The organism is Pseudomonas caspiana (assembly GCF_002158995.1).
Classification (GTDB): domain Bacteria; phylum Pseudomonadota; class Gammaproteobacteria; order Pseudomonadales; family Pseudomonadaceae; genus Aquipseudomonas; species Aquipseudomonas caspiana.
Genome location: NZ_LOHF01000011.1, coordinates 154,479 through 176,014, shown reverse-complemented (window position 1 = coordinate 176,014; position 21,536 = coordinate 154,479). Strand labels below are relative to the sequence as shown.

The 21,536-nt window shown below is 56.0% G+C and carries 21 protein-coding genes; 9 read left to right on the top strand and 12 right to left on the bottom strand.

Going from position 1 to position 21,536, the window contains the following annotated elements:
- Positions 1–20: 20 nt before the first annotated feature.
- On the bottom strand, positions 21–1,220 hold the full coding sequence (gene tyrS, locus AUC60_RS14950) for a tyrosine--tRNA ligase (protein ID WP_087268768.1): 1,200 nt from the start codon (positions 1,218–1,220) through the stop codon (positions 21–23).
- Between the two features lie 215 nt (positions 1,221–1,435).
- Between tyrS and AUC60_RS14945 the strand changes: the two genes are divergently transcribed.
- Both AUC60_RS14945 and AUC60_RS14940 read left to right on the top strand, forming a co-directional pair.
- Positions 1,436–2,872, top strand: a complete 1,437-nt coding sequence (locus tag AUC60_RS14945) for a peptidoglycan DD-metalloendopeptidase family protein (RefSeq protein ID WP_087268765.1) — start codon at positions 1,436–1,438, stop codon at positions 2,870–2,872.
- Positions 2,873–2,875: 3 nt separating this feature from the next.
- Positions 2,876–3,970: an anhydro-N-acetylmuramic acid kinase gene (locus AUC60_RS14940; protein ID WP_027900657.1), complete on the top strand. Its 1,095-nt coding sequence runs from the start codon at positions 2,876–2,878 to the stop codon at positions 3,968–3,970.
- 57 nt (positions 3,971–4,027) lie between these two features.
- Here AUC60_RS14940 and erpA read toward each other — a convergent pair whose 3' ends face one another.
- Positions 4,028–4,378: an iron-sulfur cluster insertion protein ErpA gene (gene erpA / locus AUC60_RS14935; RefSeq protein WP_027900658.1), complete on the bottom strand. Its 351-nt coding sequence runs from the start codon at positions 4,376–4,378 to the stop codon at positions 4,028–4,030.
- Between the two features lie 168 nt (positions 4,379–4,546).
- A complete protein-coding gene (gene argC / locus AUC60_RS14930; protein ID WP_087268762.1) occupies positions 4,547–5,581 on the bottom strand; it encodes an N-acetyl-gamma-glutamyl-phosphate reductase in 1,035 nt (344 codons plus the stop codon).
- A 133-nt stretch (positions 5,582–5,714) separates the two neighbouring features.
- On the opposite strand from argC, the gene hemJ reads away from it, so the two are divergent.
- The 5 genes from hemJ (at position 5,715) to coq7 (ending at position 9,105) form a co-directional block, all read left to right on the top strand.
- Positions 5,715–6,137: a protoporphyrinogen oxidase HemJ gene (gene hemJ, locus AUC60_RS14925; RefSeq protein WP_087268759.1), complete on the top strand. Its 423-nt coding sequence runs from the start codon at positions 5,715–5,717 to the stop codon at positions 6,135–6,137.
- Between the two features lie 69 nt (positions 6,138–6,206).
- Positions 6,207–7,058 carry a DUF805 domain-containing protein gene (locus AUC60_RS14920; RefSeq protein WP_087268756.1) on the top strand — a complete coding sequence of 284 codons (852 nt, stop codon included), beginning with the start codon at positions 6,207–6,209 and terminating at the stop codon, positions 7,056–7,058.
- Positions 7,059–7,118: 60 nt separating this feature from the next.
- Positions 7,119–7,904: an SDR family NAD(P)-dependent oxidoreductase gene (locus AUC60_RS14915; protein ID WP_087268753.1), complete on the top strand. Its 786-nt coding sequence runs from the start codon at positions 7,119–7,121 to the stop codon at positions 7,902–7,904.
- A gap of 92 nt (positions 7,905–7,996) precedes the next feature.
- Complete coding sequence (locus tag AUC60_RS14910; RefSeq protein ID WP_087268790.1) at positions 7,997–8,335, top strand: histidine triad nucleotide-binding protein; 339 nt, start codon at positions 7,997–7,999, stop codon at positions 8,333–8,335.
- 122 nt (positions 8,336–8,457) lie between these two features.
- A complete protein-coding gene (coq7, locus tag AUC60_RS14905) occupies positions 8,458–9,105 on the top strand; it encodes a 2-polyprenyl-3-methyl-6-methoxy-1,4-benzoquinone monooxygenase (protein ID WP_087268750.1) in 648 nt (215 codons plus the stop codon).
- 63 nt (positions 9,106–9,168) lie between these two features.
- Here coq7 and speD read toward each other — a convergent pair whose 3' ends face one another.
- Together speD and AUC60_RS14895 are read right to left on the bottom strand one after the other, a co-directional pair.
- Complete coding sequence (gene speD / locus AUC60_RS14900; protein ID WP_087268748.1) at positions 9,169–9,969, bottom strand: adenosylmethionine decarboxylase; 801 nt, start codon at positions 9,967–9,969, stop codon at positions 9,169–9,171.
- 237 nt (positions 9,970–10,206) lie between these two features.
- Complete coding sequence (locus AUC60_RS14895) at positions 10,207–10,629, bottom strand: OsmC family protein (protein WP_027900665.1); 423 nt, start codon at positions 10,627–10,629, stop codon at positions 10,207–10,209.
- Positions 10,630–10,834: 205 nt separating this feature from the next.
- Between AUC60_RS14895 and crp the strand changes: the two genes are divergently transcribed.
- On the top strand, positions 10,835–11,479 hold the full coding sequence (gene crp / locus AUC60_RS14890) for a cAMP-activated global transcriptional regulator CRP (RefSeq protein ID WP_087268745.1): 645 nt from the start codon (positions 10,835–10,837) through the stop codon (positions 11,477–11,479).
- A gap of 160 nt (positions 11,480–11,639) precedes the next feature.
- Here crp and AUC60_RS14885 read toward each other — a convergent pair whose 3' ends face one another.
- Genes AUC60_RS14885 through AUC60_RS14870 form a run of 4 tightly spaced genes read right to left on the bottom strand, consistent with a single transcriptional unit; the run spans position 11,640 to position 14,897 of the window.
- Positions 11,640–12,347 carry a lipoate--protein ligase family protein gene (locus tag AUC60_RS14885; protein WP_087268742.1) on the bottom strand — a complete coding sequence of 236 codons (708 nt, stop codon included), beginning with the start codon at positions 12,345–12,347 and terminating at the stop codon, positions 11,640–11,642.
- Between the two features lie 42 nt (positions 12,348–12,389).
- Positions 12,390–13,229 carry an indole-3-glycerol phosphate synthase TrpC gene (trpC, locus tag AUC60_RS14880; protein ID WP_087268738.1) on the bottom strand — a complete coding sequence of 280 codons (840 nt, stop codon included), beginning with the start codon at positions 13,227–13,229 and terminating at the stop codon, positions 12,390–12,392.
- Positions 13,226–14,275: an anthranilate phosphoribosyltransferase gene (gene trpD / locus AUC60_RS14875; protein WP_087268787.1), complete on the bottom strand. Its 1,050-nt coding sequence runs from the start codon at positions 14,273–14,275 to the stop codon at positions 13,226–13,228. The genes trpC and trpD overlap by 4 nt, the downstream gene beginning before the upstream one ends.
- Positions 14,276–14,297: 22 nt before the next feature.
- Complete coding sequence (locus AUC60_RS14870) at positions 14,298–14,897, bottom strand: aminodeoxychorismate/anthranilate synthase component II (RefSeq protein WP_087268735.1); 600 nt, start codon at positions 14,895–14,897, stop codon at positions 14,298–14,300.
- Positions 14,898–15,375: 478 nt separating this feature from the next.
- On the opposite strand from AUC60_RS14870, the gene estP reads away from it, so the two are divergent.
- On the top strand, positions 15,376–17,304 hold the full coding sequence (estP, locus tag AUC60_RS14865) for an esterase EstP (protein WP_087268732.1): 1,929 nt from the start codon (positions 15,376–15,378) through the stop codon (positions 17,302–17,304).
- Here estP and AUC60_RS14860 read toward each other — a convergent pair.
- The 3 genes from AUC60_RS14860 to AUC60_RS14850 all read right to left on the bottom strand — a co-directional run bounded on the left by AUC60_RS14860 (position 17,301) and on the right by AUC60_RS14850 (position 21,295).
- Positions 17,301–19,739 (bottom strand): TonB-dependent siderophore receptor, encoded by a 2,439-nt coding sequence (locus AUC60_RS14860; RefSeq protein ID WP_238599584.1) that lies wholly within the window; start codon positions 19,737–19,739, stop codon positions 17,301–17,303. The genes estP and AUC60_RS14860 overlap by 4 nt on opposite strands.
- A gap of 110 nt (positions 19,740–19,849) precedes the next feature.
- Positions 19,850–20,794, bottom strand: a complete 945-nt coding sequence (locus AUC60_RS14855; RefSeq protein ID WP_087268729.1) for a FecR domain-containing protein — start codon at positions 20,792–20,794, stop codon at positions 19,850–19,852.
- Complete coding sequence (locus tag AUC60_RS14850; RefSeq protein WP_087268726.1) at positions 20,795–21,295, bottom strand: sigma-70 family RNA polymerase sigma factor; 501 nt, start codon at positions 21,293–21,295, stop codon at positions 20,795–20,797.
- Positions 21,296–21,536: the final 241 nt, after the last annotated feature.

Genomic DNA, 21,536 nt, shown 5'->3' with positions numbered 1-21,536 from the left:
GTCAACCCTTAATTACAGCTTTATTCCAAAACCAGCGTAATACGCCCGAATGCCTTCTTGCCAGCCTGGCAAACATGGGTCGCCCCTACTTTAAAGACGAACGAGCGATCCACAACTTCACCATCTATACGCACACCACCGGAAGCAAGCAGATCCCTGGCCATTGCAGAGTTCTTAACCAGGCCTGCCTTATTAAGGACGGCCGAGATGGGCATATCTTCAGGGGCACTTACTGAGATTTCCGGCAAATCGTCCGGCAGCTCACCATCCTTCATACGATTGCCCGCGGAGCGGTGCGCACTGGCAGCTGCCTCTTCGCCATGGAAACGAGCAACGATTTCCTCAGCCAGCTTGATTTTGATGTCGCGCGGGTTTGCACCCTTCTCGCAATCGGCCTTGAAGCCATTGATCTCTTCCATAGAGCGGAAGCTCAGCAGTTCGAAGTAACGCCACATCAGCGCATCAGGAATGGAAACCAGCTTGCTATACATAATGCCCGGCGCTTCCTGAATCCCTACGTAGTTACCCAGAGACTTGGACATCTTCTTCACACCATCCAGACCTTCCAGCAAAGGCATGGTGAGGATGCATTGTGCTTCCTGCCCGTAAGCGCGCTGCAGCTCGCGCCCCATCAGCAAGTTGAACTTCTGGTCGGTGCCGCCCAGCTCAACGTCGGAACGCAGAGCGACAGAGTCGTAGCCCTGCACCAACGGATAGAGGAATTCGTGGATCGCGATCGGCTGACTGCTTTTATAGCGCTTGTCGAAATCATCACGCTCAAGCATCCGGGCCACGGTGTATTGGGACGACAGACGAATGAAATCCGCAGGACTCAGCTTGTCCATCCAGGTGGAGTTGAAAGCCACCTCGGTCTTGGCCGGATCAAGGATCTTGAACACCTGGGACTTGTAGGTTTCTGCGTAGTCGAGAACCTGCTCACGAGTCAGTGGAGGACGCGTCGCGCTCTTGCCGCTCGGATCACCGATCATGCCGGTGAAGTCACCAATCAGGAATATGACGTGGTGACCCAACTCCTGGAATTGACGCAGCTTATTAATAAGCACGGTGTGACCCAGGTGCAGGTCAGGCGCTGTAGGATCGAATCCGGCTTTAATACGCAGTGGCTGACCACGCTTGAGCTTGGCAACAAGCTCGGCCTCAACCAAAAGCTCATCCGCCCCGCGCTTGATCAGCGCCAGCTGCTCTTCAACCGACCTCATATCCATCCCCTATTAATAGCCGTTTTCAAAAGGGGACCAACCATACAAGATCAGCGCCCAATTACAAGTTTTGCCCAGCGCCAAGGGACGAATCGAAAACCGATTCATCCACAGGGTTGCTTCGCACAGGTTTTGGTTATATTTTATACAGTTATTTCATCTTCATCATGTCATTCATCTTTTCCAATTCATCTTTTTTCAAAGTCAAATTACCTATGATAGACACGCCGCCTAAAGCGCCACCGCTTTATCCCAAGACCCACCTGCTCGCAGCCAGCGGCATTGCCGCCCTTCTGAGCCTGGCACTCTTGGTCTTCCCCTCAAGCGAAGTCGAAGCCAAAAAAACTGTTTTGAATCTTGATATGGAAGCGCCTGCTGATCAGAGCGCACCTAACCAAGACGCTCTGGAAACAACTGAAGCCACACAATCGGCAACAGAATCTCCATTCGCCCAGATCGACAATGGCGATGAGCAGGCAGAAGACACCGCGGCGAACGAAGCACAGACATCCGGAGACGTTGCAGCTACTGCCGTTGCAGCTAAAGATCCCAATCACCGGGAAGTCACCGTAGCCAAAGGCGACACCCTGTCCACCCTGTTTGAGAAAGTCGGCCTTCCGGCAGCGACAGTGCACGAGGTCATTGCCAGTAATAAGGAGGCGAAGCAATTCAGCCGACTGCAAAACGGTCAGGTCCTGCAATTTGAGCTGACCCCTGAAGGCCAGCTAAAGCAATTGCACACCAAGCTCAGCCAGCTGGAAAGCATCAGCCTGTCCAGAACGGGCAGCGGCTTCACATTCAATCGTGAAATCAGCAAGCCGGATGTACGCACGGCCTATATACACGGCGTAATCACCAATTCCCTGTCGCAGTCCGCCCAGCGCGCAGGCCTGTCGCACACCATGACGATGGACATGGCCAATATCTTTGGCTACGACATCGACTTCGCTCAGGACATCCGTAAGGGTGACGAATTCGACGTTATCTACGAGCAGAAGGTCATCAACGGCAAAACGGTTGGCACTGGCAATATCCTTTCTGCGCGCTTTACCAATCAGGGCAAGTCCTACTCCGCCATTCGCTACACCAACAAACAAGGCAACACCAATTACTACACCGCCGACGGCAACAGCATGCGCAAAGCGTTCATTCGCACGCCGGTCGACTTCGCCCGTATCAGCTCCATGTTCTCCATGGGCCGCAAGCACCCCATCCTGAACAAGATCCGCGCGCACAAAGGCGTCGATTACGCTGCTCCGCGTGGCACACCGATCAAAGCCACCGGTGACGGTAAGGTCTTACTCGCTGGTCGCCGTGGTGGATACGGCAACACTGTGATCATTCAGCACGGCGAAACCTACCGTACCCTGTACGGTCACATGCAGGGCTTTGCCAAAGGCATTCAGACTGGCGGGACCGTCAAGCAAGGTCAGGTGATCGGCTATATTGGTACTACCGGTCTGTCGACAGGTCCGCACTTGCACTATGAGTTCCAGGTCAATGGCGTGCACGTCGACCCACTAGGTCGCAAATTGCCGATGGCGGATCCGATCGCCAAATCCGAAAAACAGCGGTTCATGCAGCAGAGCCAGCCGTTGATGGCTCGTATGGATCAGGAAAAGGCCACCATGCTGGCCTCGAGCAAACGATAAGCCATGGCGTTCTTTTATATAGGTGTGATGTCCGGCAGCAGTCTCGATGGGATCGATATCGCCCTTGTTGAGCAGGATGACCGGCCAAGACTGTTGGCAACTCACTACATCCCGATGCCGGAAGACTTGCGCGCAGAGTTGCTGGGGCTTTGCTCCAGCGGGCCGGACGAGTTGGCTCGCGCGGCGATTGCCGAGCAGAAGTGGGTTCGTCTGGCAGCGGAAGGTGTGCTTACGCTCCTGACTCAGCAAGGCATGGTTGCCGGGCAGATTCGCGCCATTGGTAGCCATGGTCAGACTATTCGCCATGAGCCCGCTCGCGGTTTCAGCATCCAGATCGGCAACCCGGCCCTGCTTGCGGAGCTGACAGAAATCACCGTGGTCAGCGACTTCCGCCGTCGCGATATTGCTGCGGGCGGTCAGGGCGCACCTCTGGTCCCTGCGTTCCATGAGGCGCTGTTCGACGACAATAAAGACCGTCGCGCCGTCCTCAATATTGGCGGTTTCAGCAACCTGAGCCTGATCGAGCTGGACCGACCGGTAACCGGCTTCGACTGCGGCCCAGGCAACGTGTTGCTTGATGCGTGGATTCAGTCACAGCGTGGTGAAGGTTTTGACCGTGATGGTGCATGGGGCGCGAGCGGTACGGTTGATCCTGCACTGCTGAAAGCGCTGCTCAGCGATCCGTTCTTCCTGACTAAAGGTCCGAAGAGCACAGGCAGAGAGGTGTTCAACCTTGGCTGGCTGCACCACCATCTCTTCCAGTTGCCGACGCTCTCGGCCGAAAACGTACAGGCGACGTTGATGGAGCTGACGGCTCTGGCGATTACCGAGTCCTTGCAATCGGCCCAATCGGAAACCAAAGAACTGCTGATCTGTGGCGGTGGAGCGCACAACGTTGCGCTGACCAATCGTCTGGCCGAGTTGTTGCCCAATACCAAAGTCAGCAGCACCGCTGCTTTCGGCGTTGATCCTGACTGGGTTGAAGCCATGGCGTTTGCGTGGCTCGCTCATTGCTGCCTCGAAGGCGTACCTGCTAATCGCCCGACCGTCACGGGTGCACAAGGTCTGCGAGTGCTGGGCGCTATCTACCCGGCCTGACTCCAGACGAACAAAAACGCCGCGCATTAGCGCGGCGTTTTTATTTGTGCAGAACGATCAGATCGAGAATGAAGACCCGCAGCCGCACGTAGTGGAAGCGTTCGGGTTCTTGATAACGAAACGCGAACCTTCCAGACCTTCCTGATAATCCACTTCAGCACCCGCCAGGTACTGGAAGCTCATCGGGTCGACCACAAGGCTCACGCCTTCGCGCTCAACAATGGTGTCATCGTCGGCAACGTCTTCATCGAAAGTGAAACCATACTGAAAACCTGAACAACCGCCGCCTGTTACAAACACACGCAGCTTCAGGCGATCGTTACCCTCTTCATCGACCAGAGTCTTCACTTTGTGCGCAGCACCATGGGTGAATTGCAAAGCCGTTGGAGTGAAGGATTCGACGCTCATGTTAAATATCTCCCGGCGCTAAGCCGTCATAATGCGTAATGACGCGCATTATCCGCTTCTCCCAGAAAATTGGTCAACTATTCCAGAGCAGCGGCAAGTTTCAAGCCTCAAGCTGCAAGTGGTCGCACCAACCCCTCGAGGCTTGAAGCTTGAAGCTAAAGACCGCTTCTAAGGCATCATCCCGGCATGGGACAGACCCAGCTTCTCGTCCAGCCCGAACATGATGTTCATGTTCTGTACGGCCTGGCCCGACGCGCCCTTGACCAGGTTGTCGATGACCGAAAGCACAACGACCAGATCTCCCCCCTGCGGACGGTGGACCGCAATACGGCAAACGTTGGCCCCACGCACGCTGCGGGTTTCCGGGTGGCTGCCAGCAGGCATCACATCCACAAACGGCTCGTCGGCATAACGCTTCTCGAACAAGGCCTGCAGATCAACCGACTTGTCGACCACTGTGGCGTACAGCGTGGAGTGAATACCGCGAATCATTGGCGTCAGGTGCGGGACGAAGGTTAAACCGACATCGCCGCCAGCCGCGCGACGCAGCCCTTGGGTGATTTCCGGCAAGTGACGATGGCCTTTGACGGCATAAGCCTTGAAGCTTTCATTGGCCTCGGAATACAGCGAGCCGATGCTCAAGCCGCGACCCGCTCCACTGACACCGGATTTACAGTCGGCAATCAAACGCATGTTATCGGCAAGCCCGGCTTCCAGCAATGGCAGGAACCCCAGTTGCGTTGCGGTTGGATAGCAGCCCGGCACAGCGATAAGGCGAGCCTGCTTGATTTGCTCACGGTTAACTTCAGGCAAACCATAAACCGCATCCTTGAGCAGCTCTGGCGCGCCGTGGGGTTGACCGTACCACTTGGCCCACTCCACCGAGTCTTGCAGGCGGAAGTCGGCAGATAGATCGATGACCCGCGTGCCAGCGTTCAATAGTTCGCCCGCCAGGGAATGCGCGACACCATGAGGCGTGGCGAAGAACACTACATCGCATGCCCCCAGGGTAGCGATGTCAGGCACGCTGAACGCCAGACCATCGTAATGACCGCGCAGATTAGGGTACATATCAGCAACAGGAAGACCTGCCTCGGATCGAGAAGTGATAACGACCACTTCAGCTTGCGGATGCTGCGCCAACAGACGCAGCAACTCGACACCGGTGTAACCCGTGCCGCCGACGATACCGACCTTGACCATAACCTGCCCTCTACGTACCAACTGGAAAGCCGTCGATAATATGGGCCTAACGCGTCTGCGACAACCGACAACGTGACGTATGGGCGCTCAAGCCACTACTATTTGCATACCGTGAACCTGGGAATAACTAAAAATGCTTTTATGGATCAAAGCTTTTCATATCATTTCAGTAGTCTGTTGGTTCGCAGGGCTGTTTTACCTGCCAAGACTCTTTGTTTACCACTCGATGAGCGAGGACGCCGTTAGCCGCGAACGTTTCTGCACCATGGAACGCAAGCTGTACCGGGGCATCATGGGCCCGGCGATGATTGCGACGCTGATTTTTGGTATCTGGCTTATTGCCCTGGTACCGGGATACATGAGTCAGGCCTGGATGCATGCCAAGCTCACACTGGTTGTTCTGCTGATCGGCTATCACCATGTGTGTGGCGCACAGGTCAAACGTTTCGCCCGGGGCGAGAATGGCCGTAGCCATGTGTTTTATCGCTGGTTCAACGAAATCCCTGTATTGATCCTGCTGGCAATCGTCATTCTGGTGGTGGTCAAGCCCTTCTAACTAATGACTGGACCGACCGCACCTTACATCGGTCCACGTCGCCTTTTTGTTGTGACAAGGAAGCCAAGCATGACCACCCCGCTGTTCAAGATTGTGTTCGAAGGTCAGTTGCGCAACGGTGTTGAGTTGCAGACGGCCAAGCTCAATCTTGCTCGACTGTTCAAAAGTGAAGTCACCGCCGTAGACAAGCTGTTCAATGGCAAGCCCGTTGCACTCAAGCGCGGACTGACTCAGGCCGACGCTCAGGTCTATCTCAATGCGCTCAATGATGCTGGGGTTGAAGCGCGCATCGAAACCGACCCCCTCATAAGCTTGAACATCGAAGAAGTTGAAGAAAGCTCACCGGCGCCTTATGCCGCTCAATCACAACCGAACTCCCCTTACGCGCCCCCCCGCGCAAGTGTGATTGATGCCGAGACAGAGCACTCAGACCTGAAGATCTTCAGCTTTCAGGGTCGGATTGGTCGCGTGCGTTATCTGGCGTGGATCTCAGTGCTAGTGGTGACAGGGTTTATTGCTGCCGGCATATGTTCAGTCATCATGAGCGCCTCACTGGTCGGAGGCGGCCTACTGCTGGCGGTCGTCGGAGCTGCGTTCTTTTTGGTCGGTCTCCAGATAGGTGCTCAAAGGCTGCACGACGCAGGATGGTCCGCCTGGTTGCTGTGTTTGTACGTGGTGCCCTACATAGGTTTCGTCCTGCCTCTGCTGCTTGTTCTCGCACCGGGCAATAAAACCACTAACCGCTATGGCCCGCCGCCGCCCCCTAATAACCGCGGCGTCATCCTGCTGGCCTGCATGTGGATCTTCTTCATTGGCATCTCTGTGATTTCCAGCCTGACTGGGGGAGTCCATTTACTCAAAGAAGAGCTATCTGACGTCACAACTCAATACGAGCAGTCGCTGCCTGATGACGATCAATAGCCTGATGTCTACGCCCCGGACTAAACTCCGCGGCTCGCAATACGTCCAACGGAGAACCGCATGACCCGTTACGCCTTGATCACCGGGGCAACCAGCGGAATTGGCCTGGCCATGGCCGAAGCCTTGGCACGCAGAGGGCGCAGCCTGTTACTGGTTGCCCGCCAGCGCGACCTGCTGGAGACGATCGCTATCGAACTGACCCAGCGCTTCGGCGTAGAGGTGCTCATTCGCGCCTGTGACCTGGGCGAGCCATTGCGCCTGTCGGGTTTTCTGCTGGAACTGGAAGAAGGTGCACACCAGATCGATCTGCTGGTCAATTGCGCCGGTATCGGAACGTCCGGTCCATTTCTGGCTCAGGACTGGGGACAGGAGCAGGACTTGATCGACTTGAACATTCTGGCCCTCACGCGCCTGTGCCACACGGTCGGAAACCTGATGGCGCTGCAGGGTGGCGGGCAGATTCTCAACGTCGCATCCGTGGCGGCGTTCAGCCCCGGGCCATGGATGAGCACCTACTACGCCAGCAAAGCCTACGTGCTGCATTTCTCGGAAGGGTTGCGCGAAGAGGTCAAGAAAAACGGGATCAAGGTTTCGGTCCTGTGCCCTGGCCCTACACGCACCGGCTTTTTCCGTACAGCCCAGCTTCAAGTAGGTAAAAGCGGCGATCAGAAAATGATGAGCCCCGAAGAAGTCGCGCTGTATACCGTTCGCGCTCTGGCTAAAAACCGAGCAGTGATCATTCCAGGATGGCGTAACAGACTGATCGCGTTCAGCCCACGGATGGTTTCGCGCTGGATGAGTCGCTGCATTGCCGGGCTGATCAACAAGTCCGTGTGTTCGCGCTAACCGACAAATGCTGGGCGCGGGCCAATCCCCTCAGTACACTCGGGGCGGTCCATTCATCTGCACGTTCCATCCACCACAAGGAGCAAATGGCTGTGGATACTTTGTTCACCAAGATCATTAACCGCGAGATACCGGCCAAGATCATCTACGAAGATGATCAAGTGCTGGCCTTTCACGATATTGCCCCCCAGGCACCGGTTCATTTTCTGGTCATCCCGAAAAAACCGATTCGCACCCTCAATGACCTGACAGAAGAAGACAAGGGCCTCGCCGGTCACATCCTCTTCACTGCACAACGTCTGGCCAAAGAGCTGGGCTGCGACGACGGATTTCGCGTCGTCATGAACTGCAACGAGCTGGGCGGGCAGACCGTCTATCACATTCACATGCATGTTCTGGGTCAGCGTCAGATGAACTGGCCGCCGGGTTAATCACGATATTCAAATACTTGCAGCACGGCTGGAGTCCGAAGGGCTCTAGCCAGCTGATCCAGCTCAAGCCTCACACGGCTGATTGGGGTAGACTGGCCCCAATGGTTTTTCCGGAGGTGCCCATGGCTACCGAACGTCACTACTCCCCTATCGACCGTATCCTTTTGCAAGCCGACGCAGCGATGCGCACACTGTTGCCGTCCAAGGGATACTCCCAACGCCCCTCGCCTGCCCTCGTTCAACCTGAAGTCAAAATGAACGATGAAGAAACCCGGCACGTTGCGGGTCTGATGCGCATTAATCATACCGGCGAAGTCTGCGCCCAAGCGCTGTATCAGGGGCAGGCGCTCACTGCCAAACTGCCTGATGTACGCGCATCCATGGAGCATGCCGCCGAGGAAGAAATCGACCATCTGGTCTGGTGCGAGCAACGTATTCATCAGTTGGGCAGCCACACCAGCGTGCTCAATCCGTTGTTTTACGGGCTGTCCTTCGGCATTGGTGCCGCAGCGGGGTTGATCAGCGACAAGGTCAGCCTGGGCTTCGTTGCAGCCACTGAAGATCAGGTGTGCAAACACCTGGATGAACACCTTGAGCAAATTCCCGCCGAAGACGAAAAATCTCGCGCGATCCTCGAGCAGATGCGCGCTGACGAAGAGCACCATGCGCAAAGCGCGCTGGATGCAGGCGGCTTCCGCTTCCCTGCACCGGTCAGATTTGGCATGAGCGTGCTGGCCAAGGTCATGACCAAAAGCACTTACCGGATCTGAATCCAGTAAATTGCGAGCACAAAAAAGGCGCCCTCATCGGGCGCCTTTCTTTTGCGTGGAAAGTTAAACGGCGACGTTAACGTTGCGACCGTAAAAGATTTCCAGCATTTCGTGTTTGACCTTGGAGGTCACCTGATCACGCTGCACAGGGGACAGATTGCTGGTCGCATCACCGAACAGGTAATTATCCAGTTCGAAGTTCTTGAGCAGCATCTTGGTGTGGAACAGGTTTTCCTGATACACGTTTACGTCAGTCATCTGGTAACTGTCGCGCGTGTCTTCAGAAAGGTAGTTCTGAATCGAGTTGATCTCGTGGTCGATGAAGTGCTTCTTGCCTTCAACGTCACGAGTAAAGCCGCGCACACGATAGTCGACCGTCACGATGTCCGATTCGAACTTGTGAATCAGATAGTTCAGCGCTTTAAGCGGTGAAATCACCCCACAGGTTGACACGTCGATGTCCACACGGAACGTCGCGATACCGTCCACCGGGTGAATTTCCGGATAGGTATGGACAGTGATGTGGCTCTTGTCGAGGTGCGCCAGAATGGTTTCCGGCAATGGGCCTGGCGACTCTTCGATCTGGCTTTCGGTAGGTGTTACCGGCTGCTCGGAAATCAGAATCGTCACACTGGCGCCTTGAGGATCGTAATCCTGGCGGGCAATGTTGAGGATGTTGGCGCCAATGATATCGACGACATCAGTCAAAATCCGCGTCAGGCGTTCTGCGTCGTACACACTATTGATGTACTCGACGTAGGCCTGCTGGTCCTGCGGGGTTTCCGCATAGCAGATGTCGTAGATGTTGAAGCTCAAGGTCTTTGTCAGGTTATTGAACCCGTGGAGCTTGAGTTTGCTTTTCACCGTTAAAAACTCTCTATATATGTGCGGCCCAGGCCACGTGATCAAGCATGCCCGTCAGTTGAGCGAAGCTCAGCTGCGTAGGACGGTTAACACCTCTTCGCGGTGGCGATTTTGGTTGTCTGTTCGGGAGCGGCCGCAAACAACCTGCGCATCCTGCTCCCTGAAAAAGGGGCGCATTATGCAGACGTCAGGAGCTGTCTGCCAGAGTGTGCGCCGCTTTTATGATAATTGGGTGTCTTAGCCCAACTCGATGATTTCGTAGTCGTGAGTAATCTCGACGCCGGCGTTGCCCAGCATGATCGAAGCCGAGCAGTATTTCTCGGCGGACAACTCGATGGCGCGCTTGACCTGAGCTTCTTTCAAGCCGCGACCCTTGACGACAAAATGTAGATGAATCTTGGTGAACACCTTCGGATCTTCAGTGGCGCGCTCGGCTTCCAGAAAAGCCTCGCAGCTTTCGACCGGCTGGCGCGACTTCTTCAGAATGCTGACCACATCGAAGTTGCTGCAACCGCCAAGGCCGATCAACACCATCTCCATAGGGCGCACGCCCAGGTTACGACCACCGCTCTCGGGCGGACCATCCATCACAACCACGTGACCACTGCCGGATTCGCCGAGGAACATGGCTTCACCAGCCCATTGAATGCGTGCTTTCATCGCCTGGGGCTCCACTGCTAAAAAGGCGGCCAGCTTAGCACAGCGACAGCCGCGCTCTGAGCACGCCTATAGATTCCATTTCACGACTAACGTGTAGGAAATTTCGGAAATGGACTCAAATGAGGTCCAAAAAGCTGGCTAAATGCAATCTGCTGCCGATAACGCTAAGAATGCCTCCGGCGATGTACTTTTTCAGGACTAAAGAATGCTAGCTATTCCCCTGTCATCCAAGACCAAGCATTTGGAAAAGTTTCTGGCTCACGCACAGCGCCGGCGCGTTTCGGCGAAGTCCAACATCATTTGTGCGGGGGATCGTTCCGAGTCCCTGTTCTACATCATCAAAGGCTCTGTCACTGTCTTGATCGAAGACGATGAAGGTCGGGAAATGATCGTTGCCTACCTTAACTCAGGCGATTTTTGCGGCGAGCTCGGGCTGTTTGAGCCTGCCGGAAAAGAAAGAGAACGTAGTGCGTGGGTACGCGCCAAGACCGAATGCGAAATCGCCGAAATCAGCTACAGCAAATTTCGTGAGATATCCCTGCTGGAACCTGAAATCCTCTACGCACTTGGCGGCCAGATGGCTGAGCGGCTTCGCAACACCACCCGCAAAGTCGGCGATCTGGCATTTCTCGATGTCACAGGCCGGGTAGCCCGCACATTGCTGGATTTGTGCAAGCAGCCGGATGCAATGACTCATCCTGATGGCATGCAGATCAAGATCACGCGTCAGGAGATCGGACGCATCGTAGGATGTTCACGTGAAATGGTGGGCCGGGTGTTAAAGGCCCTGGAAGAACAGAAGCTGGTCCACGTCAAAGGCAAGACGATGGTGGTGTTCGGAACGCGTTGAGGCGCCTCGTGCAGCAGTTATGCGCCGGACAAATGTGGGAGCGGTGCTTGCCCGCGATCTGGCTGGACACGATTCGCCTTAGATCACGTTAGTTGACCTTGTCGCGGGCAAGCACCGCTCCCACAGGAACGCGTTTCAACTCAATTATTTGTATATTTTGCTAGAGGCCACGCCCCAAATCCGACAGGTCTGTCTGATAAGTGCTCGACAACCTCTCCAACACACCCTCAACCGCAAACGCCTCGCACAACGCGATATGGCTGTCCGCTCTCACTCGCTGGTCAAGCTCGCAGATTTCATTGAAACGGTTAACGGCGGCAACCATTTCATGCCGTTCGTTATCGACCAGCAATGCACCGTGGGCCAGCACGACCGGCCTCAGCCCACCCTGGCTCTGGCGCCAGCGCTGGGCAGTGCCGACCATCTTGCGGCCATCGAGGTTAACGTTGAAGCGGCCATCACAGAACGCACCGTCCACCTCCCCCAACGACGCCGCGCCACCCAGTTCATTCAAGACATCCAGAATCGGCTGACACAACCGGCGGTAGGCAATTTCAATACGGTCACGATCAGGATCACTTTTAGGCTGAGCGTAAACCAGGGCGATATTCACGGTGGCGGATGATTGCGGCACCGGCTCGCCACCGGTCTCCCGCAACAGAATCGGCCAGCCACTGTCTGCAAGCGTTTCGCTGGCCTCGACAAAGCCAGGCAGGCGACTCATACGGCGAGGCATCACCAGCGCCCGATCATTCGGGCGCCAGAGCAGCAGAGCGAAATCGGTCTCCCCGGCGCAGACCGAGGCGAGCAGATCCTGTTCGGCTTTCAGGCCAGCTTCGACGCAGATATCAATGACTGAATCAGACATGTTGATCCTCTGTAACACCTGTCGAAGCAACGCCCAAAATGATCAGTCCAGCGTAGAGCTGCGCACCGGCGGTGTACCGCGCTCAGGGAAGAACAAGCGCTGCAATTCATCACCTGGATGTTCGGCACGCATGAAGGCTTCGCCCACCAGGAAAGAATACACATCGCTGATTTCCATCAACTCGACATCGGCACGGTTAAGAATGCCGCTTTCAGTGATGACCAGACGATCACGAGGAATACGCGGGAGCAGATCAAGCGTGGTTTCCAGGCTCACTTCGAAGGTATGCAGGTTACGGTTGTTGACGCCGACCAATGGAGTGTCGAGGGTTTTCAAGGCGCGTTCCAGCTCGTCGCCGTCGTGCACTTCGACCAGTACATCCAGCCCGACGCTTTTCGCCACCGAGGCCAGCTCTGCCATCTTGACGTCGTCCAGAGCAGAAACGATCAACAGCACACAGTCAGCACCCAAGGCACGGGCTTCGATGATTTGATAAGGATCAATCATGAAATCCTTACGAATCACCGGCAGCTTGGACGCGGCACGCGCCTGCTGCAGATAAGCATCGGCACCCTGAAAATAATCGATATCGGTCAACACCGAGAGGCAGGTCGCGCCGCCCTTTTCGTAGCTCTTGGCGATGTCGGCAGGTACGAAGTTCTCGCGGATCACGCCCTTGCTCGGCGACGCTTTTTTGATTTCGGCAATGACCGCCGGCTGCTTGCTCTTGGCCTGTTTAATCAGTGCGTCGGCAAAGCCGCGGACTGGATCAGCCGCCGCAGCCAGTTTTTCGACTTCAGCGAGACTGACTGCCGCACTGCGAGCCGTGACTTCCACGGCCTTGCGGGCGAGGATGTTCTCCAGAACTGTAGGCACGCTCATCCTTCATTCTCCTGCTTGAATACCGCGGTAAAGGCACCCAACTCTTCAAGCTTCTCCCGGGCCAGCCCGGTATGAAGCGCATCGTGAGCCAACTCGACACCTTCTTTGAGCGTGTAGGCATGATCAGCAGCATAGAGGGCTGCGCCTGCATTGAGCACAATCATTTCAGCCGCTTTCTGGCCCTGTTCGGTTTTGCGGCGACCCAGCGCGTCGCGGATCAATACCAGCGAAGCCTCAGGGCCATCAACGCTCAAACCAAACAGACTCTGGCTTTTCATCCCCAAGTCTTCAGGCTGCACCCAGTATTCGGTCACTTCACCATTTTTAAGTTCAGCCACAAACGTTGGCGCCGCCAGACTGAATTCATCCAGCCCGTCCTGAGAATGGACCACCAACACATGCTTGCTACCCAGACGAAGCAGGACTTCGGCCAACGGGCGGCACAAAGCCTGACTGAATACGCCAACTACTTGGTGGCGGACACCGGCCGGATTCGTAAGCGGGCCGAGCATATTGAATAGAGTACGCAGGCCGAGATCACGACGCGGACCTGCAGCATGCTTCATCGCACCATGGTGAGCCTGGGCGAACATGAAACCGATGCCCACGCTGTCAATGCAGCGCGCCACTTGTACGGGGGTCAGGTTCAGGTAGACGCCCGCGGCTTCGAGCAGGTCGGCACTACCGCTTTTGCCAGAGACCGCACGATTACCGTGCTTGGCAACCGTGCATCCGGCTGCGGCAACTACAAAAGAAGAGGCCGTCGAAACATTGAAGATGTTTGCGCCGTCGCCGCCAGTACCGACAACGTCAACTACACCATCAAGAGTCTTCAACTCAACCTTGTCAGCCAGCTCACGCATGACCGAAACCGCACCGACGATTTCATCGATGCTCTCGCTCTTCATGCGCATGCCCATCATGAAAGCGCCGATCTGCGCCTCTGTGCACTGGCCGGTCATGATGGCGCGCATGACGTCGCTCATCTCGGCAGTGCTCAAATCCAGGTTATCGACAACACGCCCCAAAGCGGTCTTGATGTCCATTGGCTTAGTCATAAAAGAATCCTTAACCCTGACGGGTGCCGCCGGTTTGCTTGAGGAAGTTGGCGAACAGCTCATGGCCCTGTTCGGTCAGAATCGATTCGGGATGGAACTGGATCCCCTCGATATTCAGCGTCTTGTGGCGCAGGCCCATGATTTCGTCCTTGGAGCCATCTTCCAGCGCAGTCCAGGCCGTCACTTCAAGGCACTCAGGCAACGTATCGAGCTTGACCACCAGCGAGTGATAACGGGTAACGGTGAGGGGGTGATTCAACCCTTCGAACACGCCGTGATCCTCATGAACCACCGGGCTGGTCTTGCCATGCATGACCTGACGGGCACGCACCACATCACCGCCGAAAGCCTGACCGATCGACTGATGGCCCAGGCATACACCCAGAATCGGCAGTTTACCCGCGAAGTGCTTGATCACTTCCAGCGAGACGCCCGCTTCATTAGGGGTACAAGGACCGGGCGATACGACGATGCGCTCAGGCTTGAGGGCTTCGATCTCGGCGACAGTCAATTCGTCGTTGCGGATCACCTTGACGTCGGCACCCAGCTCACCGAAGTACTGCACGACGTTGTAGGTAAAGGAATCATAGTTATCGATCATCAGCAGCATTTGGCTTAAACCCATTGAATTACTGACTATTTTTTCAACCTTCAAAATCGCTGCCGATTGAGTGCCCGCTAGTTTAACGACCGGGGAGAGACCCGGAAAAGCGGCAGGGCAGAGTTTTAAAGGCGTATCAGGAGGTCCGGACAGGCCGGAAGAGAATAAGTCAGGCGCGCCAACGCCAACGGGCGTGAGCCTTGATAACACGCATCAAGAGTTTGCTGACGATCAACACAGGGGAGGTCTCATTTCTACGTCCCGGCACATTAGCGTACCGGGGAGTGGCGTGCAATATCACATAGCCTAAGCATGAAGAGCAAAATCCATACTTTGAGTCATTAAATCGCCAGCACTGTAAAGCCGCGGATACAAATCGATCGCAAAAATCACCGTCGGGCGGTTAATGACTTTTTGGCCTATCGTTCGTGGTCCAGCTAGCTACTTTTTTCGTAAAGCCATAAAAACAACAAATAGGAATCCGACAATGTTCAGCCCCCGACGGTTTACGGCGCTCGCCGCCTGCCTGCTTGTTTACACTTGCCCTTCCAGCTGGGCAGCGCCCTCGCCCTATTCAACCATGGTGGTGTTCGGTGACAGCCTGGCCGATGCCGGGCAATTTCCCGATGCTGACGGCCCAAACGGAGCGACGTTACGCTTCACCAACCGCACCGGCCCCACCTATCAGGACGGAAGCGGTGAGTTTTTCGGTTTGAACTCATCGACCTTACTGGGCCTGAAACTCAATATTGCGCCAGGCGACCTCGCGGCATCCACGTCCCCGGTCAACGCTGCGCTGGGTGTGGCGGACGGAAACAACTGGGCGGTCGGCGGCGACCGCACAGATCAGATCTACGAGGCGATCACGTCGCAGTCCAACATCGTCGATCCGGATGACGGGACTGTTTATCGGACGCGACCGGGCTATCTGGTGGCCAATAACTTTCGTGCAGACCCTAACGCGCTGTATTACCTGACCGGTGGAGGTAACGACTTTCTACAAGGTCGGGTGTTGAGTCTGTCGCAATCCCGGGACGCTGCCAACAGGCTGGCGGACAGCGCACAGGTCCTGCAACAGGCTGGGGCGAAGTACATCATGGTCTGGCTGCTGCCGGACATCGGCCAGACGCCAGCAGTGTCGGGCACCATCCTTGAGCCCATCACCTCAATCCTCAGCGGGACGTTCAACGCGCAGCTGGTAAGCCGACTTGCGCAAATCGACGCCGAGATTATCCCGCTGAACATTCCACGCTTCTTATCCGAAACCCTGGATAACCCGGCGCGCTTCGGCCTGGCAGCCGATCAGGATCTGGTAGGGACTTGTTTCAACGGTAACAGCTGTCAAGAGAACAGCGCTTATGGCCTGAACAGCGGCACGCCAGATCCTAGCAAGTTGTTGTTCAATGACGGTGTACACCCAACAGTAACAGGGCAGCGCCTTATTGCCGACTATGCCTACTCGCTGTTAGCAGCGCCTTGGGAAATAAGCCTGCTGCCGGAAATGGCCACCGGCACGTTGCGTTCACAACAGGATGAATTGCGCAGCCAATGGCTCGCGGATTGGGGAAACTGGCAAGGCGTCGGCCAGTGGCGTGCCATTGTCGCGGCGGGTGGTCAGAAAATGGACTTTGATGCGCAGGACAACTCAGCAGAAGCGGATGGCAAAGGCTACAACATGACCCTCGGCGGAAGTTATCGCCTCGCTGATCATTGGCGAGTCGGCATGGTGGGTGGAGCTTATCGACAACAACTGGATGCCGGGGATCGGGATTCGGACTACAAACTCAATAGCTATCTGGCGACTGCCTTTGTCCAGTATCAGGCTAACCATTGGTGGGGTGATTTTGCAGCTTCAGGTGGATATCTGGATTACGAGAACGCTGAGCGCAAGTTCGCACTCGGTGTCAGTCAAGGTAATGAGAAAGGCGATACCGATGGCGAAATCTGGGGAGCCAGTGCGCGGCTAGGGTTTGATATTGCTGGCGCAAGCAGTAGCTGGCATTTATCGCCCTTTATCAGTGCCGACTACGCACATGTGAGCGTGAATGGTTATTCAGAAAAGGGCACTCGCTCAACGGCGCTGACCTTTGATGACCAGACTCGTAAGTCTCGACGTCTGGGCGCGGGTTTACAAGGCAAGTTTCAGGTCACCCCCACAACGCAGTTGTTCGCCGAAGTAGCCCATGAGCGGGAGTTTGAAACGGATCAACAGCAGGTGACCATCGCCTTGAACAGCCTGCCGTTCAATGACTTCACCCTTGAAGGCCACACGCCGCAGCGAGACCTGAACCGCGCCACTCTTGGCATCAGCCAGAAACTGACCCAAGACTTGAGCCTGCGGGCCGATTACAACTGGCGCAAGAATGATGACGTGACGCAGCAAGGGGTGAATCTGGCGGTGAGTCTGGACTTTTAAAACTCGTACTTGGCCGACAAAGTAAAGTTACGCGGCGCGCCATACACGCTGCGGCCACCAAATGGAGCGCTAGCCAGGCCTTCGTAGTAAACCTTGTCGAACACATTGTTGAGACTCAGTTGGGTCGAAAGATTCGGGTTGACCTGATAGCGAGTCATCAGGTCAACCAGCGTGAACGCGTCCTGCTCGACTGTAGTCGGCTGGTTCAGATAAGTACCGACGTTGTAGGTGCGTGTCTGACTATAGACCGCACCGCCAACATGCCATTTGTTCAGATCGCCCGGCAGCCGGTAGTTGGTTGAAAGCTTGAACAAGTGGCGAGGCAGGTCGGTGTCAAACAGGCGCCCCACATTGGCCGGATCGGAATCGCTCTTGTACTTGGCTTCGGTAAATGTGTAACCGGCACCCACCTGCCAATTCGGCGTGAGTGCACCATTGACCTCCAGATCAATGCCCTGGCTGCGTACTTTTCCGGAAGCCTCGTAACACGAAATGCCCGGATACGTCGGACAGGTCAGCGCAGGGTTGTCTACTTCACGCGCGCGGTTCATTTGATCGATCTGGAATACCGCAGCGCTGGCGTTCAACGTGCCGTCGAAGTATTCGCCCTTGATGCCGACCTCATAGTTCTTGCCCGTGATGGGCTCCAATATCTTGCCACTGGTATCTTGAGAGGTTTGCGGCTGGAAGATATCCGTGTAGCTGACATACACCGAGTGGTTGGCATTGAGGTCGTAGATCAACCCGGCATAACGGGTCACATTTCGAGTGACCTTAAAGTTGGTGCTTGGGTTATTGAGGATGTCCTGGTTGTAGTCATACCAGTCAAGGCGCCCCCCAAGGATTAGCTTGAGCGGGTCGGCCAGGCTCCAGCGGGTGGTGACATAGACGCTTTTCTGTTCAATATCGGTGAGCGTGCCATAGGTGTGAGTCACACTAGGCCGAGGATTGGCGCTGGGATCCCACTGACCAAGGACGATGCCGTTCACGTTTGGCGCGTACCCTCCATTGGTTTCCTTGAGTGACTTACGCCAGCTGCTGCCCAGCACCAGCTCATGTTCGCGCCCCAGCATCTGGAAGGGACCGCTGGCAAACGCGTCATAGCTGGTCTGTTCGTACTCGGAGTTTTGCTCGACGATACGCTGCTGCCAGGTGTTGCCCACAGGTCGCAGGAACGAGGCGAGAATGTCAGAGTCAGTCCAGTTCTTGATCGCCGCCAGACGCAAGTTCCAGCCGTTATCGAAACGATGGTCCAGTTCGGTAAATACGCTTCTGGTGTCCTTGTCCCAATATTCCCAGTCGTTGCCGAAATAGGAAGAACGTGACAGATGAAGGTCGCCGCCATCAGCGTCCACCGGAATACCGCCCCAAGTGGTGTTGTTATTGTCGTTCTGATACGAGCTACCGAAGGTCAGCGTCGTATTGTCGTTAAGGTCGGCCTCGCCAATAGCGTAGAAAAGGCCCAGCTCGTTTGACTCAACATCCCGAAAACTGTTCTTGTCGTTGTAGCTGCCGACTACCCGCCCGCGCACTGTACCTTCTTCGTTAAGCGCCCCCGAGGCATCCAGTTCGGTACGGTAGTTATCCCAACTGCCGACGCTGCCACTGACGCTGACTTTGGTTTCTCGGGTCGGACGCTTTCTGACCAGATTTATCGCCGCCGACGGCGTACCGGCACCTTGCATCAAGCCCGTTGCACCACGCACGATCTCTACCCGGTCGTACATCGCCAGATCAGGTGATGGCACGAAGTCGCCGTCATAGGCCGTGGCAAGCCCGTCGTATATCAGGTTTTCTACCTGAAACCCCCGGGAATAAATCAACGGGCGCACCGCGCTGAATTTCTGCACCGTAACGCCGGGGGTGTTCTTCAGTGCATCTTCCAGGTTGACCATCGCCTGATCATCCATGCGCTGGCGGGTGATGACCGTGACCGATTGCGGCGTCTCGCGCATGGTCAAAGGTAATTTGGTTGCTGTCTGCATTGCACCGGTGCTGTAGGAACCCGAGTCCTCGGTAGTGCTGCCCAAGCCCAGACCGCGAATGCTTGTAGCCCCCAACTCCAATGCCGAACCCGTTGCAGCCGGCACCAGCACGTAACCACCATTGGCCTGACGCTGAGCTTGCAGGCCGCTGCCTGCCAAAAGCCGCGCCAACCCGTCCTCTACAGAATAAGTACCCACCAACCCCTGGGACTTCAGACCCTGAGTGTGTGCCGCGTCAAATGACAGAGTGACGTTGGCCTCAGTGGCGAACAGACTGAGCGCCGTACCCAAAGGACCGGCTGCGATCTGATAGCTGATGTTCTGGCTTTGCGCCGTGGCCTGTGCAGGCAAAAGCAGCGCCACAGCAAACGGCATCAAGGTCAGGCCATACAACGCCAAAGGTGCCATACGGGTAAATGCACTGGCTGTCTTGGGGGGCAATCGGGTCATGGATTTACATTCCGTCGGCTGGCAAATATGCGGCTCTGTTCGCCGCTTCAGTGATTGGCCGTATGAGAATGAAAATCGGCAACCCGATCAGACGATTTATTTACAGCGGTTCACACCGCCTCAATGCTGACCCAATAACGCGTCAGGTACTTCACCTTCACGGGCAAAGATACCCTGAGGTTTTCCAATATCGTGTCGGTGTCGTCTACGCGAAATGCACCTGACAGTCGCAAATCCGCAATGCTGTCGGCACAACGTACGAAGCCGTGGCGATACCGCGATAGTTCGGTAATGAAGTCCCCCAGACGCCACTCGATCACAGTGAGCATGCCTTGGGTCCATGCGTCCGCCCCGGGTGGCACGGGCATGGGCGTAGTGATTTTGTCACGGGTAAATCCCACGCGCTGACCCGCCTCAAGGCGAAATGGTACCGACGGATTGCTACTGGCACGCACCTCTACAGCATGCTCCATCACGCTGACCTCAGAGGTCGATCCATCGCTGCGCACGCTGAAGCGAGTTCCCAAAGCGCGCACCTGCCCTTCGGAGGTATGCACCACAAAGGGTCTATTGGCAGGATCGCTCGCTGTCTGGATGAGGATTTCCCCGCGACGCAGGCGAATCAGCCGCAAACCCGGGTCATAGCTGATATCCACAGCGCTGTCGGTATTCATATTCAGGGTACTGCCATCGCTCAGGCGCAGTTCCCGGCGTTGACCCTTGCTGGTGTGGTATTGCGCCAAGGCGCCTTGTACAGCGGTTGAATCCTTGAGGGTCCAGCCCGCTGTTCCGGTGGCCAGTAGTAGCGCGAGGGTTTTGAGCACCGCCCGGCGACGGGCACGCACACCCAACAGAGTCGGTAATGCAACTTCCTGAGGCAGGCTAGAGAACTGACTTTGTAGTCTTTCGACGCGCGCCCAGGCTTGGGCATGCGCCGGGCTCGCCGCGACCCAATCGCTCCACGCCTGACGTTGTGCAGCGTTTGGTTTCGAAGAGTTGAGCTGCACATACCAAGTGGCGGCTGCTTCCAGCGTCTTGTGGTCAAGGACAACCATTCAGTCGTCCATCAGCGCGAGGCAATGGGTCATGGCTCGAATCATATGATTCTTCACCGTGGTGACCGAAACACCATGTCGCTCGGCGACAGCAACGTAGGACAAACCTTCAAGCTGCACCGCGAGAAACAATTGCCGGGTACGCTCACCTAGCCCATCCAGCATCAGATCAACCGCTGTCAGGGTTTCCAGAATCAGCAAACGTGTTTCAGGGGAAATATCCAAAGGTTCCGGGCGCATCGCCAAGGCCTCGATATAGGCCTGCTCCACTGCACGGCGGCGAAACTTGTCAATCATCAGCGCCCGGGCCACCGAGCTCAAATAAGTGCGTGGCTCACGGATCGCTTCGACATTACGTGCCGTCAGTACCCGCAGGAATGTGTCCTGGGCCAGGTCAGCGGCCTCGTTGGCACAACCCAGACGAACCCTCAACCAGCCCTTGAGCCAGCCGTTGTATTCGTTATAAAGGGAACCGAGCGCGCAATGATCCGATGCAGACATGGAAGATACGACCAGAGCAGTTAATGATAATGACTCGCATTATTCGTTAATATCTGATCGTAACGCAAGGGATGAATCCTGGGGGTGGGCCTGGATTTCTGAAGACCCACGGGAGGCGCTCTCGAATATTGGCGCGATGTCCTGGGAACGGCTTTAGCCGGGAAGACAGGGTTCATGACGACAAAAATGCTTCGTCTGGAGCCGCCTCTTCCCGGCTAAAGCCGGTCCCACGTCGCACACC